This window comes from Pseudomonas sp. efr-133-TYG-5 (genome assembly GCF_030209175.1).
Taxonomy (GTDB): domain Bacteria; phylum Pseudomonadota; class Gammaproteobacteria; order Pseudomonadales; family Pseudomonadaceae; genus Aquipseudomonas.
The window spans coordinates 128,129-144,069 of record NZ_JARVSM010000006.1 but is presented as its reverse complement, the minus strand read 5'-3'; the positions used below and the strand labels follow the sequence as shown (position 1 = coordinate 144,069).

14 protein-coding genes are annotated in these 15,941 nt (G+C 62.4%); 12 read left to right on the top strand and 2 right to left on the bottom strand.

Features of this window, described 5'->3' with window-relative positions:
* The first annotated feature begins 373 nt into the window (after positions 1-373).
* The gene (locus tag QRN70_RS19665; RefSeq protein ID WP_285419580.1) at positions 374-634 is read left to right on the top strand and encodes a hypothetical protein; all 261 of its coding nucleotides are present in this window, start codon (positions 374-376) and stop codon (positions 632-634) included.
* A 24-nt stretch (positions 635-658) separates the two neighbouring features.
* Here QRN70_RS19665 and betT read toward each other — a convergent pair whose 3' ends face one another.
* Entirely contained in the window at positions 659-2,620 is a 1,962-nt protein-coding gene (gene betT / locus QRN70_RS19660; protein WP_285419981.1) for a choline transporter BetT, read from the bottom strand.
* A 338-nt stretch (positions 2,621-2,958) separates the two neighbouring features.
* Positions 2,959-3,885: a serine O-acetyltransferase EpsC gene (epsC, locus tag QRN70_RS19655; RefSeq protein ID WP_285419579.1), complete on the bottom strand. Its 927-nt coding sequence runs from the start codon at positions 3,883-3,885 to the stop codon at positions 2,959-2,961.
* Between the two features lie 190 nt (positions 3,886-4,075).
* On the opposite strand from epsC, the gene QRN70_RS19650 reads away from it, so the two are divergent.
* The 11 genes from QRN70_RS19650 (at position 4,076) to QRN70_RS19600 (ending at position 15,648) form a co-directional block, all read left to right on the top strand.
* Positions 4,076-5,068, top strand: a complete 993-nt coding sequence (locus QRN70_RS19650; protein WP_285419578.1) for a D-cysteine desulfhydrase — start codon at positions 4,076-4,078, stop codon at positions 5,066-5,068.
* 324 nt (positions 5,069-5,392) lie between these two features.
* Entirely contained in the window at positions 5,393-6,193 is an 801-nt protein-coding gene (tcyJ, locus tag QRN70_RS19645; RefSeq protein ID WP_285419577.1) for a cystine ABC transporter substrate-binding protein, read from the top strand.
* Positions 6,193-6,858 carry a cystine ABC transporter permease gene (gene tcyL, locus QRN70_RS19640; protein ID WP_093106265.1) on the top strand — a complete coding sequence of 222 codons (666 nt, stop codon included), beginning with the start codon at positions 6,193-6,195 and terminating at the stop codon, positions 6,856-6,858. The genes tcyJ and tcyL overlap by 1 nt, the downstream gene beginning before the upstream one ends.
* A gap of 4 nt (positions 6,859-6,862) precedes the next feature.
* The gene (gene tcyN, locus QRN70_RS19635) at positions 6,863-7,612 is read left to right on the top strand and encodes an L-cystine ABC transporter ATP-binding protein TcyN (RefSeq protein WP_285419576.1); all 750 of its coding nucleotides are present in this window, start codon (positions 6,863-6,865) and stop codon (positions 7,610-7,612) included.
* A 474-nt stretch (positions 7,613-8,086) separates the two neighbouring features.
* Positions 8,087-8,851 (top strand): hypothetical protein, encoded by a 765-nt coding sequence (locus QRN70_RS19630; RefSeq protein WP_285419575.1) that lies wholly within the window; start codon positions 8,087-8,089, stop codon positions 8,849-8,851.
* A 288-nt stretch (positions 8,852-9,139) separates the two neighbouring features.
* Complete coding sequence (locus QRN70_RS19625) at positions 9,140-10,381, top strand: SfnB family sulfur acquisition oxidoreductase (RefSeq protein ID WP_285419574.1); 1,242 nt, start codon at positions 9,140-9,142, stop codon at positions 10,379-10,381.
* Positions 10,382-10,404: 23 nt separating this feature from the next.
* Positions 10,405-11,598, top strand: coding sequence for an SfnB family sulfur acquisition oxidoreductase (locus tag QRN70_RS19620; protein ID WP_285419573.1), 1,194 nt, complete (start codon positions 10,405-10,407; stop codon positions 11,596-11,598).
* Positions 11,598-12,956, top strand: coding sequence for an LLM class flavin-dependent oxidoreductase (locus QRN70_RS19615; protein ID WP_285419572.1), 1,359 nt, complete (start codon positions 11,598-11,600; stop codon positions 12,954-12,956). The genes QRN70_RS19620 and QRN70_RS19615 overlap by 1 nt, the downstream gene beginning before the upstream one ends.
* Positions 12,957-13,081: 125 nt before the next feature.
* Positions 13,082-13,891 carry a MetQ/NlpA family ABC transporter substrate-binding protein gene (locus QRN70_RS19610; RefSeq protein WP_285419571.1) on the top strand — a complete coding sequence of 270 codons (810 nt, stop codon included), beginning with the start codon at positions 13,082-13,084 and terminating at the stop codon, positions 13,889-13,891.
* 1 nt (position 13,892) lies between these two features.
* Entirely contained in the window at positions 13,893-15,014 is a 1,122-nt protein-coding gene (locus tag QRN70_RS19605) for a methionine ABC transporter ATP-binding protein (RefSeq protein WP_285419570.1), read from the top strand.
* Positions 15,004-15,648: a methionine ABC transporter permease gene (locus QRN70_RS19600; protein WP_285419569.1), complete on the top strand. Its 645-nt coding sequence runs from the start codon at positions 15,004-15,006 to the stop codon at positions 15,646-15,648. The genes QRN70_RS19605 and QRN70_RS19600 overlap by 11 nt, the downstream gene beginning before the upstream one ends.
* Positions 15,649-15,941 lie beyond the last annotated feature (293 nt).

The window sequence follows — 15,941 nt, the reverse complement described above, 5'->3', positions numbered from 1 at the left end:
GCCCTGTTCGACAGCAAGAGCGGGTCACTTTAAGACGTGAGCAAGCGGTTTATACACACGATACACACTTAGATAAATATAAGCTGAGTGACAAACACTCGGTGATTGGTTCGACCAACGGCAGGCGCAGGCCAGCGAGAAAGGGCATTGCCGTGCGTCGCGAAATTTGTCGGATCGAGAGTGGTTGGCTTGTATTGATGTGGGCTGACTTGGCTATGCTCTAAAGGACACCGAGGTGGCCCCTTCGCGGGCAAGCCCGCTCCCACAGGGTTTCGCGTCGTTAACAGAATCTGTATTCAATACAAAAACCTGTGGGAGCGGGCTTGCCCGCGAAGGCGTCCGATCAAGCTCCACACAACCCACAGGCACCTCCATGCACACCGCCATCATCATCTTCTTCGGCCTGGTCCTGCTCGCGCTGATGCTCTATATCGGCGAGCGCGTGGGTTTCAGCCGGCAGACTTTGGCCTACAGCTTCGCCGCGCTGTGGCTGGCGTTGACGGTGATCAACGGTGCGGTGGGAGTGGTGCATGCCGGGCAGCCGCTGGGCTCGGAGATTGCCGTGGGCAGCGCGGTATTCGGGGTGCCGGTGGCAGCGATGGTGTTGTTCATGGTGCTGAGCGCCGAGTCGTGAATCGTCCCGGCGCTCAGCGCTCGATCAACGCACCAGATGCAGGAACTGCATATGGCGTTCGTACTGGTCGAGGATGTCGTTGATGATCTGCTCCTTGGTGTAACCGACCAGATCGTAGTCCTGACTGCCCTCGCTCAGGTGCACCTCGGCGCGATAGTAACGGCGATTGTTGAGCTGCTTGGAGCCCATGCCACCGCGGGCGAACGACGGCGTGAAGTAGCCGCGCATCTGCACCTGATAGATGAACGGATGCTGCTCGCCGTGGCCGATTTCCAGGCTGACGCTGTCGTGCGCCGGGTCTGGCTGGGTGACCACGTTCAGGCCTTTCTCGGCGAACACCGCGGTCACTTCTTCGATGGCCGGCCGCACCGTGCTGTCCATGAAGCGGTACACCTCGTCGCGTGACGGGAAATGCACGGCCTGGCTCAGGCGCTGGCGCCAGCCGCCCTTGCCGCGCCGCGAGCCGGACACTGGCGCCAGCGAGTGCAGTTGCGCGATCTGCTTCTGCGATTCCAGGTAGAACGCCTTGTGCAGACCCCACATCATCAGCAGCAGGATCATCGAGAACGGCAGCGAGGTCAGCACCACCGCCGACTTCAGCGCATCGATGCTGCCGGAAAACAACAGCGCGCTGGTGATCAGTGCAGTCATCGCGCCCCAGAACACCCGCAGCCATTTCGGCCCGTCTTCATCCGGGTTGCCGCCCTTGGCCGACAAGGTCGACAGCACCACGGTGCCGGAGTCGGCGGAGGTGACGAAGAACACGAAACTGATGAACACCGTCACGGCGATAACGGTCTTGCTCCACGGATAGGTTTCCAGCAGCAGGTAGAGAGTCATCGACGGGTTGTCGAGGGCCGACATGCCCAGCGCCGACATGCCGTGGTTGAGCACCTGGTCGATGGCGCTGTTGCCGAAGATCGACATCCACGCCAGGGTGAAACCGAGCGGAATCAACAGCACGCCGAAGACGAATTCGCGGATGGTCCGGCCGCGGGAAATCCGCGCGATGAACAGGCCCACGAACGGCGACCAGGCGATCCACCAGGCCCAGTAGAACACCGTCCAGCCACCCAGCCAGTCGCTCGGCTTGTCGTAGGCGTAGAGGTCGAAGCTCTTCATCGGCAAGGCGCCGAGGTAGTCGCCGAGGTTCTGGATCAGGGTGTTGAGCAGGTGCTGCGTGGGCCCGGCAAACAGCACGAACAACAGCAGCGCACAGGCCAGCAGCATGTTGATGTCGGACATCACCCGCACGCCCTTGTCCACGCCCGAGACCGCGACGATGATCGCCGCGCCCATCATCAGGGTGATCAGGCCAACCTGAATCCAGTGGGTGTGGGCAATGCCGAACAGGTAGTCCAGGCCCGAGTTGAGATGGAGCACGCCGAAGCCCATGTCGGCACCCAGGCCGAACACTGTGGCGATGATGCCGAAGCCATCCACCGCGTAACCGATGGGGCCGTTGATGCGCTTGCCGATCAGCGGGTACAGCGCCGAACGCAAGGCCAGCGGCAGGTTATGTCGGTAGGCGAAATACGCCAGGGCCATGCCGACGAAGGCGAACACGCCCCAGCCATGCAGGCCCCAGTGCAGAAACAGAATCTGCATCGCCTGGCGCGCCGCTTCCGCAGTGCCGGCCGTGCCTTGCGGCGGTTGCAGCAGATGGGTCAACGGCTCCGACACGCAGAAGAAAAACAGCGTGATGCTGATCCCGGCGGCGAACAGCATGCCGGCCCAGGACAGGTAACTGAATTCGGGTTCGTCGTGGTCGGCACCGAGTTTGATCTTGCCGTAGCCCGATAACGCGGTGACCACCACGAAGACCAGATACAGGGTCATCGCGAGCATGTAGTACCAGCCGACCGTGTTGGCCGCCCAGTTTTGCGCTTGCAGCAGCCAGGCGCCGGCCTGCTCCGGCATGGCGATGACCACGAGGCCAAACAGCAGGATCACCGTCGCGGCGAAGTAGAACACCGGCGGATTCATCCGCACCAGACCGCTGGCGGGGGTAGACGAGGCACTCATGAGCGGTGCACCTCGAGGGGTTGAAACGTGGCTGAAATGATCGGACTCAGCAAAGGCAAGCCTCCTGTTGTGAGCGGGCAGCGAACCGCCGGTTTAACTTGAATGAACGTTCAAGTTAAACATGGATAGGCCGCTGAGGACTAATCGCAGAGCTGGGCGGTAGCTTTCGTACGCTAGCTCAAGGAGGGGTATGACGCGGGTTGGAGCGGATTCGTTCAGTGCAAAATAAAAGTCGAAAGCGCCCTCAGCCTCCGGGCGTTCCGACGCTTCGGGAGGGCTGAGGGTCGCCTCTGCGTGCCTTACTTCTGCGCGCCGTCATCATGCTGCAGGTTGGCCTGGGTCAGGTTGCACCCGGCCGGCACGCTGCGGGTCAGCCAGACGTTGCCGCCGATGGTCGAGCCCTTGCCGATGGTGATCCGCCCGAGGATCGTCGCCCCGGCATAGATCACCACGTCGTCCTCGACGATCGGGTGGCGCGGATGGCCCTTCTGCAACTGGCCGTCCTCGTCCGCCGGGAAGCGCTTGGCACCCAGGGTAACGGCCTGATAGATGCGCACCCGCTCACCGATGATCGCGGTTTCGCCGATCACCACACCGGTGCCGTGGTCGATGAAGAAACTGCGGCCGATCTGCGCGCCCGGGTGAATGTCGATGCCCGTGGCCGAGTGGGCGATTTCCGCGCTGATGCGGGCCAGCAGCGGCAGGCCCGCGCGGTACAAATGGTGGGCCAGGCGATGGTGGATCACCGCGAGGATCCCCGGATAGCAGAGCAACACCTCGTCGACGCTGCGTGCCGCCGGATCGCCGTGATAGGCCGCCAGCACATCGCTGTCGAGCAGGCTGCGCAGCCCCGGCAGCGCCAGGGCGAAATCCTGGATGATGCGTATCGCCCGGGCCTCGACCTCGGTGTCGGCCTGGGCGTTGTGCCGGGCGACGTAGCGCAGTTCCAGGCGCGCCTGCGCGAGCAAGGCGTTCAACGCCACATCGAGGGTGTGCCCGACGTAGAAGTCTTCACTTTCTTCACGCAGATCAACCGGCCCCAGGCGCATCGGAAACAACGCGCCGCACAAGGCTTCGAGAATCTCCGCCATCGCCGCCCGGGACGGCAATTCCCGCCCGCCCTGCTCGCCGCTGGCGCGGCCATTTTGCGTACGCCACTGATCCCGCGCGGTACGCAGTTGGCTGACGATGGTCTGCAATTGCCAATGGCTGGAACGCTCGCTCACGGTAAAGACTCCTCACGGGCGGCCGGACGGTCTGGCCGCGTCAACGGCGACTACTTTACGGCAAGCCCGGCAGGGCGAATTAAGAACCGATAGTGCTGGCCTAAGCACTTTTGGCTATAAGCGATTGGCGGTTGCCGCGCTAAATCGGCGTGCCTATAGTCCTGTGATCTTCCTCCGCCAGTACGGACTCATGATCAAACAACCGCTGGATCGCTTCAATCGCCTCGACCTGCTAGGCCAACCCACGCCACTGGAAAAACTCGAACGCCTGTCCACCTGGCTCGGCCGCGATATCTACCTCAAGCGCGACGACCTGACGCCGCTGGCGATGGGCGGCAACAAGCTGCGCAAACTCGAATACCTCGCTGCCGATGCCCTCGCCCAGGGCGCCGACACGCTGATCACCGCCGGCGCGCTGCAATCGAACCACGTGCGCCAGACGGCTGCGCTGGCGGCCAGACTCGGCCTCGGCTGCGTCGCGCTGCTGGAAAATCCGCTCGGCACCGACGACAGCAATTACACCGGCAACGGCAACCGCCTGCTGCTGGATCTGTTCGACACCAAGGTCGAATTGGTCGACAACCTCGACAACGCCGACGAACAGCTCGCCGCCCTCGCCGTGCGCCTGCGCAGCAATGGCAAGAAGCCGTATCTGGTGCCGATCGGTGGCTCGAATGCGCTCGGTGCATTGGGCTACGTACGTGCCGGCCTGGAACTGGCCGAGCAGATCAAGGACACCGGTCTGCAATTTGCCGCCGTCGTGCTGGCCTCGGGCAGCGCCGGTACGCACAGCGGCCTGGCGTTGGCGCTGAGCGAAGTCCTGCCGCAACTGCCAGTGATCGGCGTGACCGTCTCGCGCAGCGAAGAGGATCAGCGCCCGAAAGTGCAGGGGCTGGCCGAGCGCACGGCGGACCTGCTGGGGGTGAAACTGCCGGAGAACTTCAAGGTCCAGTTGTGGGACGAATACTTCGGCCCGCGTTACGGCGAGCCGAATGCCGGGACCCTGGCAGCAGTGAAATTGCTGGCCAGCCAGGAAGGCGTGTTGCTCGATCCGGTGTATACCGGCAAGGCCATGGCCGGGTTGCTCGACGGCATCGGTCGCCAACGTTTCGACGATGGCCCGATCATTTTCCTGCACACGGGCGGAGCACCGGCGTTGTTTGCCTACAAGGATTTTCTCTGACGCGCGCGTTGCCACGCGCGGCGTGGGAATGCAGGCCGGGACACTCCGCGTCACTCGCGAAAGCGGGAACGCGGAGCGTCCCCTGAAGCGTTCCCACGCAGAGCGCGGGAACGATCGGAATACGAAAAACACATATTCTATTAAAGAATAAGAAAAATAAAATTCATTATTTTCTATTCTAAAAGAACCGTCTTATAGTCTCGCCGCAGGCGAATTTCGCGAGAGACGCTTAAGCTGCTTTAAGGCAGGATAGCGCTGTCGTCCAATTCCCGAATTCGCCAACTTTCCTTAAGCGTCTTCCATAAGAAAACACAGGGGCTTGTCATGAATTTTTCCGCACTACGTCGAAATCTGCTGGTAGGTTCGCTGGGCCTGGCGCTGGGCGCCGGTCTGCTGGGCAATGCGGTTGCCGGTGAGCAACTGCAACAGATCAAGGACAAAGGCGTCATCAACGTCGGCCTGGAAGGCACTTATCCACCGTTCAGCTTCGTCGATGAAAACGGCAAGCTGTCCGGTTTCGAAGTCGAACTCTCCGAAGCCCTGGCGCAAAAGCTGGGCGTCAAAGCCAAGATTCAGCCGACCAAGTGGGACGGTATCCTCGCGGCGCTGGAATCCAAGCGCCTGGACGTCGTGGTCAATCAGGTGACCATCTCCGACGAGCGCAAGAAGAAGTATGACTTCTCCGAGCCGTACACCATCTCCGGGATTCAGGCGCTGGTGCTGAAGGACAAGGAAGCCAAGTTGAACATCAAGACTGCCGCCGACCTGGCCGGCAAGAAAGTCGGTGTCGGCCTGGGCACCAACTACGAACAGTGGGTCCGCGCCAACGTGCCGGGTGCTGACGTGCGTACCTACGACGATGATCCGACCAAGTTCGCCGACCTCAACAACGGCCGCACCGACGCCATCCTGATCGACCGTCTGGCCGCGCTGGAGTACGCCAAGAAAGCCCCGAAAACCGTGGCCGCCGGGCAGGCGTTCTCCCGTCAGGAATCCGGTATCGCCCTGCGCAAAGGCGAGCCTGAACTGCTGGCAGCGGTGAACAAGGCCCTCGACGAGCTGCGTGCCGACGGCACCCTGGCCAAGATCTCGGAAAAATACTTCCAAGCTGACGTCACTAAATAATGGAAGAAGCTTTCCAACTCGCACTGGATTCCGCGCCCTTTCTGCTCAAGGGCGCGTACTACACGGTCGTCCTCAGCCTCGGCGGCATGTTCTTCGGCTTGCTGCTGGGCTTCGGCCTGGCGTTGATGCGCCTGTCGCGCTTCAAATCGGTGAGCTGGCTGGCCCGCATCTACGTGTCGTTCTTTCGCGGCACGCCGTTGCTGGTGCAGCTGTTCGTGATTTATTACGGCTTGCCGCAACTGGGCCTGGAACTCGATCCGCTGCCGGCAGCCCTGATCGGCTTCTCGCTGAACATGGCCGCTTATGCCTGTGAAATCCTCCGCGCCGCGATCGGTTCGATCGAACGTGGCCAGTGGGAAGCCGCTGCGAGCATCGGCATGACCCGCGCGCAGACCCTGCGCCGGGCCATCCTGCCGCAGGCCATGCGCACGGCGCTGCCGCCGCTGGGCAACAGCTTCATTTCGCTGGTCAAGGACACGGCACTGGCCGCCACCATTCAGGTGCCGGAGCTGTTCCGTCAGGCGCAACTGATTACCGCCCGGACTTTCGAAGTCTTCACCATGTATCTTGCCGCCGCGCTGATCTACTGGATTCTGGCCACGGTGCTGTCGCACCTGCAGAACAAGTTGGAAGAGCGGGTCAATCGGCACGACCAGGAGTCCTGACCCGATGATTGTCGTGGAAAAACTGACCAAGCAGTTCAAGGGTCAAGTGGTGCTCAACGGCATCGATCTTGAGGTGAAGGAAGGCGAGGTCGTGGCGATCATCGGCCCCAGCGGCTCGGGCAAGACCACGTTCCTGCGTTGCCTGAACTTCCTCGAGGCCCCCACCAGCGGCCGGATCAAGGTCGGCGATATCGAGATCGATACCAGCCGTCCGCTGAACCAGCAGCAGAGCCTGGTGCGCAACCTGCGCCAGCACGTGGGCTTCGTGTTCCAGAACTTCAACCTGTTCCCGCACCGCACCGCCCTGGAAAACGTCATCGAAGGCCCGATCGTGGTCAAGAAGATGCCGCGCGAGCAAGCCGTTGCCCTGGGCAGAAAGCTGCTGGCCAAGGTCGGCCTGGCCGGCAAGGAAGACGCCTATCCACGGCGCCTGTCGGGTGGCCAGCAACAGCGCGTGGCGATTGCCCGAGCGCTGGCGATGGAGCCGGAAGTGATCCTGTTCGATGAGCCGACGTCGGCGCTCGATCCGGAACTGGTGGGTGAAGTGCTGGCGACCATCCGCGGCCTCGCCGAGGAGAAACGCACCATGGTCATCGTCACTCACGAAATGGCTTTCGCCCGTGACGTGGCCAACCGCGTGGTGTTTTTCGACAAGGGCGTGATCGTCGAGCAAGGCGAAGCCAAGGCACTGTTTGCCAACCCGCAAGAAGAGCGCACCCGCCAGTTTCTCAGCAAGTTTCGCAACCACGCCTGAGTACGCCTGAGGTGTTATCAGCAACTTCCACGGATGGAAGTTGTACTTATCTCGATCTGCAACTTTTCCTCTTTCCTATAACAGAACTGCCAACCCGCCTGCGGTACATATATATGTCCTGCAACATCTTCGTCGCGGCTAAAATATGCCGCCGCTGAATGCCCAGCGTCTTGCAGACACACAGCGAAACAGGCGTAAAACCGGGCAAATTCGTGGCCCTTTTCCCCGCTCGGCCTAGGCTGACTGCCTGCACAACGTAGGAAGCTTCTGATTCATTATTAATCTTCCGATTAACTCAGCCACTTGCTTGACACCCTTTCCGACGAACTCTTATCTAGTCCTCAGCCGCCGCCCGTTACTTAACTCGGCCTCCGTCAAAGTTGAATAACGGCACGGGTTTTTATTGCCAGGTAATTCACGCCATTCGCTGTTTCCGAAACGGACTTCGCTGCAAGGCTTCAAGGAGAGAAACCCATGACCTGCATTTCCAACATCGCGCCCCTGGCGCCGCCGACCCTGGAGCCCGCCCATGCGGGCGGTATCAACCTGTGGGCCGCCGCCAACCTGACGGTGGCAGTGGCGCCCTATTCCGGCATGGACCGAGGTGACCTGGTCGAACTGTTCTGGGACGGCTGCTACGTGGCCGCTTGCGTAGTGGCCGAGGCGGATATCGGCAAGCCGCTGAAGTTGAAAGTGCCGGAGAGTTTCATCGTCAGTGGCTGGCCACGGCTGCACTACCGGGTGATGCAGGTCGGGCGCAAACCGGCGCTGTCGGCCAGCGCCCGGGTCGAGGTCAAACTCGACTGCCCCGGCGGCCCGGTACTGCCGGGCTGCGCGGAAGAAAACCAGTATCTGCGCCCGGTCATTCTGCCCACGGTCATTTGTCGGCGCGGGGTCAATCCAAGCCAGATCAGGCGCGGCGTGCCGCTGACCATCGCGCCTTACCTGAACATGGCCGAGGGTGATGAAATCACCCTGCGCTGGGGTGATGCGCGCATGGATCTGCCGCGTCTCACGCGGGCCGATGTCGGCCAGGCGATCCAGGTCTGGGTGCCGCCGGCAGTCATTGTCGAGGCTGGCGAGGACCTGCGGCTCGACGTGACCTATTGCGTCCTCGACCGGGTCGGCAACAACTCGCGCTGGGCCCCACCGCGCACGCTGAAAATCGGCTGTGTGCAGCCTTGCCTGAACGTCACCCTGCGGCCTGCACCCCGAGCCGTCGAGACGCGCGGCAAATAAGCGCAATGCTCTGTGGCGAGGTACGTTGCGCCGCGCCGCAGCACTGCAGCCGACCCATGAATAGGGTTAACCAAACGGGCCACACGCCCTTCTATGCATATTCCTAAAAGTTAGTTTATTTAATATTTATACGCGCTTAGGGTATATGAACCGGACCACCGGACATTCTTTCGTTCGCCGCACTTTTGCGGCGTTTTTCATGAGATGTGAGGTAGGTAGTATGGTCCGGAACACAATCACCCCAGTGCAGATCGCCAGGGCATTGCGTGCAGCCAAGGAGCGGCACTGATGTCCAGTCTGGCAGACGCAAACGTCCAGTCTGACCTGGACATCGCCCCGTTGTTGTTGCCCGCGCAGGTCTTGCGCAACGACGCCCAAGCCATCAAGGCCGCCCACGAGCTGGCGCAGGTCGCCCGCGTGCAGGCCGCCAAGCGCGACCGTCAGCGCAAGCTGCCGTGGTCGGAAATCGAACAGTTCACCCGCAGCGGCCTGGGCAGTATCGCCATCCCGCGCGAGTACGGCGGCCCGCAGGTTTCCTTCGTCACCCTGGCCGACGTGTTCGCGATCATCTCCGCCGCCGACCCGGCCCTGGGGCAGATTCCGCAAAACCAGTTCGGCATCATCAACCTGGTGCTCGGCAGCGCGACCGAGGAACAGAAAAAGCAGCTGTTCCAGAGCGTGCTGGAAGGCTGGCGCATCGGCAATGCCGGTCCTGAGCGCGGCACCAGAAACACCCTGGAATTGAAAGCGCGGATCACCGCCGATGGCGACGACTACGTGATCAACGGCCAGAAGTTCTATTCCACCGGCGCGCTGTTCGCGCACTGGGTGGCGGTCAAGGCGCTCAATGACGACGGCAAGCAGGTGCTGGCGTTCGTCCGCCGTGGCACCCCGGGCCTACGCATTGTTGATGACTGGTCCGGCTTCGGTCAGCGCACCACCGCCAGCGGCACAATTCTGCTGAACAACGTGCGGGTCGAGTCGAGCCTGGTGGTCGACAACTGGAAGATCAACGATAAGCCAAACACTCAAGGCGCCGTGTCGCAGCTGATTCAAGCGGCCATCGACGCCGGCATCGCCCGCGGCGCCATCGACGACGCCATCGAATTCGTCAAGACCCGTGCGCGGCCCTGGATCGACGCCAAGGTCGAACGCGCCAGCGATGACCTCTACGTGATCGCCGATATCGGCAAGCTGAAAATCGAACTGCACGCCGCCGAGGCATTGCTGCGCAAGGCCGGCAAAGTGCTCGACCAGGTGCATGCAGCGCCGCTCACCGCCGAGTCCGCCGCCCGAGCCTCGATTGCCGTGGCCGAAGCCAAAGTGCTGACCACCGAAATCGCCCTGCAGGCCAGCGAGAAGCTCTTCGAACTGGCCGGCAGCCGCGCCACCCTCGCCGAATTCAACCTCGACCGGCACTGGCGCAACGCCCGGGTGCACACCCTGCACGACCCGGTGCGCTGGAAGTATCACGCCGTCGGCGCCTATCGCCTCAACGGCACCTTGCCGGCTCGTCACTCCTGGATTTAACGACCAGACCTCTGGAGAAACACATGACTCTTTCTCACCCCGTCGCGGTCATCACCAGCGACGAGCAAGCCCTGATCGTCGCCAGCGACCTGGCCGAAGATTTCCAGCGCGACAGCAATCTGCGCGACCGCGAACGCCGCCTGCCGCTGCCGGAACTGGACGTGTTCTCGCGCTCCGGCCTGTGGGGCATCAGCGTGCCCAGGGAATACGGCGGTGCCGGCGTGTCCAACGTGACCCTGGCCAGCGTCATCGCCCTGATCGCCAAGGCCGACGGCTCCCTCGGACAGATTCCACAGAACCATTTCTATGCCCTCGAAGTGCTCCGCGTGAACGGCAGCCACGAGCAGAAACAACGCCTCTACGCCGAAGTCCTGGCCGGCCAGCGCTTCGGTAACGCCCTGGCGGAACTGGGCACCAAAACCGCCCACGACCGCGTCACCCGCCTCACGCGTGACGGCGACGGCTATCGCATCAATGGCCGCAAGTTCTATGCGACCGGGGCGATTTACGCCCAGCGCATCCCGACCTCGGTGGTCGACGAAAACGGCGTGCAGCAACTGGCCTTCGTCCCGCGCGACAGCCAGGGCCTGAGCGTGATCGATGACTGGAGCGGCTTCGGCCAGCGCACCACCGGCAGCGGTTCGGTGGTGTTCGAAGACGTCTATGTCGCCGCCGAAGACGTGATCCCGTTCCAGAGTGCCTTCGAGCGCCCGACCACGGTCGGCCCGCTGGCGCAGATCCTCCACGCCGCCATCGACACCGGCATCGCCCGCGCCGCATATGAAGATGCCCTGCACTTCGTGCGCAGCAAGACCCGGCCGTGGATCGACTCGGGCAACGACAAGGCCACCGAAGACCCGCTGACCCTGAAAAGCTTCGGCCACTTGAGCATTCGCCTGCATGCCACCGAAGCCTTGCTCGAACGCGCCGGGCAAGTGCTCGACGCAGCGCAGGCGCAGACCAACGCCGAAACCGTCGCGGCAGCGTCGATTGCCGTGGCCGAAGCGCGGGCGATCAGCACCGAGATTTCCCTTGCCGCCGGCAGCACCCTGTTCGAGCTGGCCGGCAGCCAGGCCACCCTCAGCGAACACGGCCTCGACCGCCACTGGCGCAACGCCCGGGTGCACACCCTGCACGACCCGGTGCGCTGGAAATACCACGCGGTGGGCAACTACTACCTCAACAATGAAAACCCTCCGCTGCGAGGGACGATCTGATGAGCGCGGCGAAAAAGAAAATCCTCCTCAATGCGTTCAACATGAACTGCATCGGCCACATCAACCACGGGTTGTGGACGCATCCGCGCGACACCTCGACCCAGTACAAGACCCTCGAGTACTGGACCGAACTGGCGCAACTGCTCGAGCGTGGCCTCTTCGACGGGCTGTTCATCGCCGATATCGTCGGCGTGTACGACGTCTACCAGAACGCGGTGGATGTCACCCTGAAAGAATCGATCCAGTTGCCGGTCAACGACCCGCTGCTGCTGGTTTCGGCCATGGCTGCGGTGACGAAAAATCTCGGTTTCGGCCTCACCGCCAACCTCACCTACGAGCCGCCGTATCTGTTCGCCCGGCGCATGTCGACCCTCGATCATCTGAGCCGCGGCCGGGTGGGCTGGAACATCGTCACCGGTTACCTCGACAGCGCCGCCAAGGCCATGGGCCTCAGTGCGCAGGTCGAGCACGACCGGCGTTACGACCAGGCCGACGAGTACCTCGAAGTGCTCTACAAACTCTGGGAAGGCAGCTGGGAAAATGATGCGGTGCTCAATGACCCTGCGCAAAGGATCTACGCGCAACCGGAGAAAGTGCACAAGGTCGAGCACCAGGGCGAGTTCTATCAGGTCGACGGTTATCACTTGTGCGAGCCGTCGCCGCAACGCACGCCGGTGCTGTTCCAGGCCGGCAGTTCCGATCGCGGCCTGCTGTTCGCCGGACGCCACGCCGAGTGCGTGTTCATCAGCGGCCAGAACAAACCGTCGACCCGAGTCCAGGTCGACAAGGTTCGCGCCAGCGCCGTCGAAGCCGGGCGCAACCCCGAGGACATCAAGGTGTTCATGGGCCTCAACGTGATCGTCGGCGAGAGCGAAGAAGCAGCCTGGGTCAAGCACGCCGAGTACCTGAGCTACGCCAGCGCCGAGGCCGGTGTGGCGCATTTTTCGGCGTCCACCGGCATTGATTTTTCCCAGTACGCCATCGATGAACCGATCCAGTACGTCAAGAGCAACGCGATCCAGTCCGCCACCAAAAACCTGCAGAACAACGACTGGACCCGGCGCAAATTGCTCGAGCAGCACGCCCTCGGCGGCCGCTACATCACCGTGGTCGGCTCGCCCGAACAGGTGGCGGACGAACTGGAATCGTGGATCGCCGAAACCGGCCTGGACGGCTTCAACCTGACTCGCATTGTCACGCCGGAAAGCTATGTCGATTTCATCGACCTGGTGATCCCGGAGCTGCAACGGCGTGGCTCGTACAAGACCGCGTATGAGAGTGGCAGCCTGCGCGAAAAACTGTTTCACGCAGGGGCGCAGTTACCTGAGCAACACACCGGGTCTTCATACCGACATTAAAAGCTTTGCTGGCAAGCCAGCTCCCACAAGGGTCTGTGGCGTTCACAAAACCTGTGGGAGCTGGCTTGCCAGCGAAGAGGCCCGAACAGACACCACAAACTTTATGCACTGACTGGAAAACCACCATGACCAAGAAACGCCTGACCCACCCAGTCAAAGCACTGGCCCTGGCCTTCGGCCTGTTCAGCTCGGCAGTTTTTGCCGCCGATGCGCCCCTGAAAATCGGCACCACCGCCGCTTTCGCCATTCCGCTGGAAGCCGCCGTGGAAGAGGCGTCCAAGCAAGGCCTGAAGGTCGAGCTGGTAGAGTTCACCGACTGGATCGCACCCAACGTCAGCCTCGCCGCCGGCGACATCGACGTGAACTACTTCCAGCACATCCCGTTCCTGGAAAACGCCAAGGCAGCCTCCGGGTTCGACCTGGTGCCGTTCGCCCCGGGGATCATCAACAACGTCGGCCTGTACTCGAAGAAATACAAAAGCTTCGACGAGCTGCCCGAAGGCGCCAGCGTCGCCATCGCCAACGACCCGATCAACAGCGGGCGCGGCCTGCAACTGCTGGCCAAGGCCGGCCTGATCACCCTGAAGCCGGGCGTCGGCTACAAGGCCACCGAAGACGACATCGTCGCCAACCCGAAGAAGATCAAGATCCTGCAAGTCGAAGCCGTGCAACTGGTGCGCGCCTACGACGACGCCGATCTGGTCCAGGGCTACCCGGCCTACATCCGTCTGGCCAAGACCTTCGACGCCGGCTCGGCGCTGCTGTTCGACGGCCTCGATCACAAGGAATACGTGATTCAGTTCGTGATCCAGCCCAAGAGCAAGACCGACCCGCGGCTGATCAAATTCGTCGACATCTACCAGCACTCGCCGGCCGTGCGTGCCGCGCTGGACAAGGCCCACGGCAAGCTGTACCAGGCCGGTTGGGAGAGCTGAGGTGACGGCCGCCATCCAACGGCGACTGGATATTCCAGAGCCCCGAAATGCTGAAAAAACCGAACTGCATCCCGAGCTGAATCGCGCCCACGTGCGCTTCATCGGCCTGGGTAAAACCTACGAGGGTCGGCAAGGCCCGGTCGCGGCCCTGCAAGGCATCGACCTGGCGATCCAGCGCGGCGAAGTGTTCGGCATCATCGGCCGCAGCGGTGCGGGCAAGTCCTCGCTGATCCGCACCATCAATCGCCTCGAACAACCGACGGCTGGCCGGGTGCTGATCGATCAGGTCGACATCGGCGAGTTCGACGAGGATCGCCTCGTCGCCCTGCGCCGGCGCATCGGCATGATCTTCCAGCACTTCAACCTGATGTCGGCCAAGACCGTCTGGCAGAACGTCGAACTGCCATTGAAAGTCGCTGGCGTCGGCAAACAACAACGGCAACGAAAAGTCCGCGAACTGCTGGAACTGGTCGGCCTGCAAGCCAAGCACCAGGCCTACCCGGCGCAGCTTTCCGGTGGCCAGAAGCAGCGTGTCGGCATCGCCCGGGCGCTGGTGCACGACCCGGACATTCTGCTCTGCGACGAAGCCACCTCGGCGCTGGACCCGGAAACCACCCAGTCGATCCTCGGCCTGCTGCGCGAGATCAACCGGCGCCTGGGCCTGACCATCGTGCTGATTACCCACGAGATGGCGGTGATCCGCGAGATCTGCGACCGCGTGGTGGTACTGGAGCACGGGCGCATCGTCGAACACGGGCCGGTCTGGGAGGTGTTCGGCAATCCGCAGCATGAGGTCAGCCAGACCCTGCTGGCGCCGCTGCAACACGCCTTGCCGGAAGAACTGCAGCGTCGTCTGCAGGCGCAACCGTCGTCGACCGAGGCGGAGCTGGTGCTGCGTCTGCAGTTCACTGGCAGCGCCACTGACGAACCGGATCTGGCGGCGTTGTTCAGCGCCCTCGGTGGGCGAGTGAAACTGCTCCAGGGCGGCGTCGAACGGATTCAGGGCCATGCCCTCGGACAACTGCTGCTGGCCGTCGCCGGTTCGCCGTTGAACGCCGAGCAATTGCGCCAGCGCGCCAGTCAGTGGGCACAACGGGTGGAGGTGCTGGGTTATGTGGTTTGAGCGTTTGCTGCAAGGGTTCATCGACACCTTCCTGATGGTCGGCGTGTCCTCGCTGATCGCCTTGCTGGTGGGGATTCCGATGGCGGTGATTCTGGTCACCAGCGACAAGGGCGGCATTTATGCCGCGCCCGTGCTGAACCGAGCGCTCGGGGCGTTCGTCAATCTGTTCCGCTCGATTCCGTTCCTGATCCTGATGGTGGCGCTGATTCCGTTCACCCGGCTGATCGTCGGCACCACCTACGGTGTGTGGGCGGCGGTGGTGCCGCTGACCATCGCGGCGACGCCGTTCTTCGCGCGGATCGCCGAGGTGAGTCTGCGCGAGGTCGATCATGGCCTGATCGAAGCCGCGCAGGCCATGGGCTGCCGGCGCTGGCACATCGTCTGGCACGTGCTGCTGCCCGAAGCGCTGCCGGGCATCGTCGGCGGGTTCACCATCACCCTGGTGACGATGATCAACTCGTCGGCCATGGCCGGGGCGATCGGTGCCGGCGGGCTCGGCGACATCGCCTACCGCTACGGCTACCAGCGTTTCGACAGCCAGATCATGCTCACCGTGATCGTGTTGCTGGTGGCGCTGGTGGCCGTGATTCAGCTCGGCGGCGATCGCCTGGCGCGAGGGTTGAACAAGCGCTGAAACGCTGTGTTCACGGCCACGCTGAACGCCGATTTCAGCGTGGCCGGCACACGGCGTGAATCTGCGCTTATTTGCGGCAATATCCTTGGCAAAAATCGGATTTTTCCCACAGGAAACTGCTCGATTCGCGAGGCGGCTTCACATTCATTTGCAGGACGATTCCTAGATGATTTCGTGCGCTTGTGCCTGAAAAATGCGCTGGCTAATCTCCGATTATCACTGTCCCGCAGTGATCGGGTTTAGTCGCTCGGATTTCGCTGGGCGCACAGCTCCACCGGTTCAATGGTGGTTGT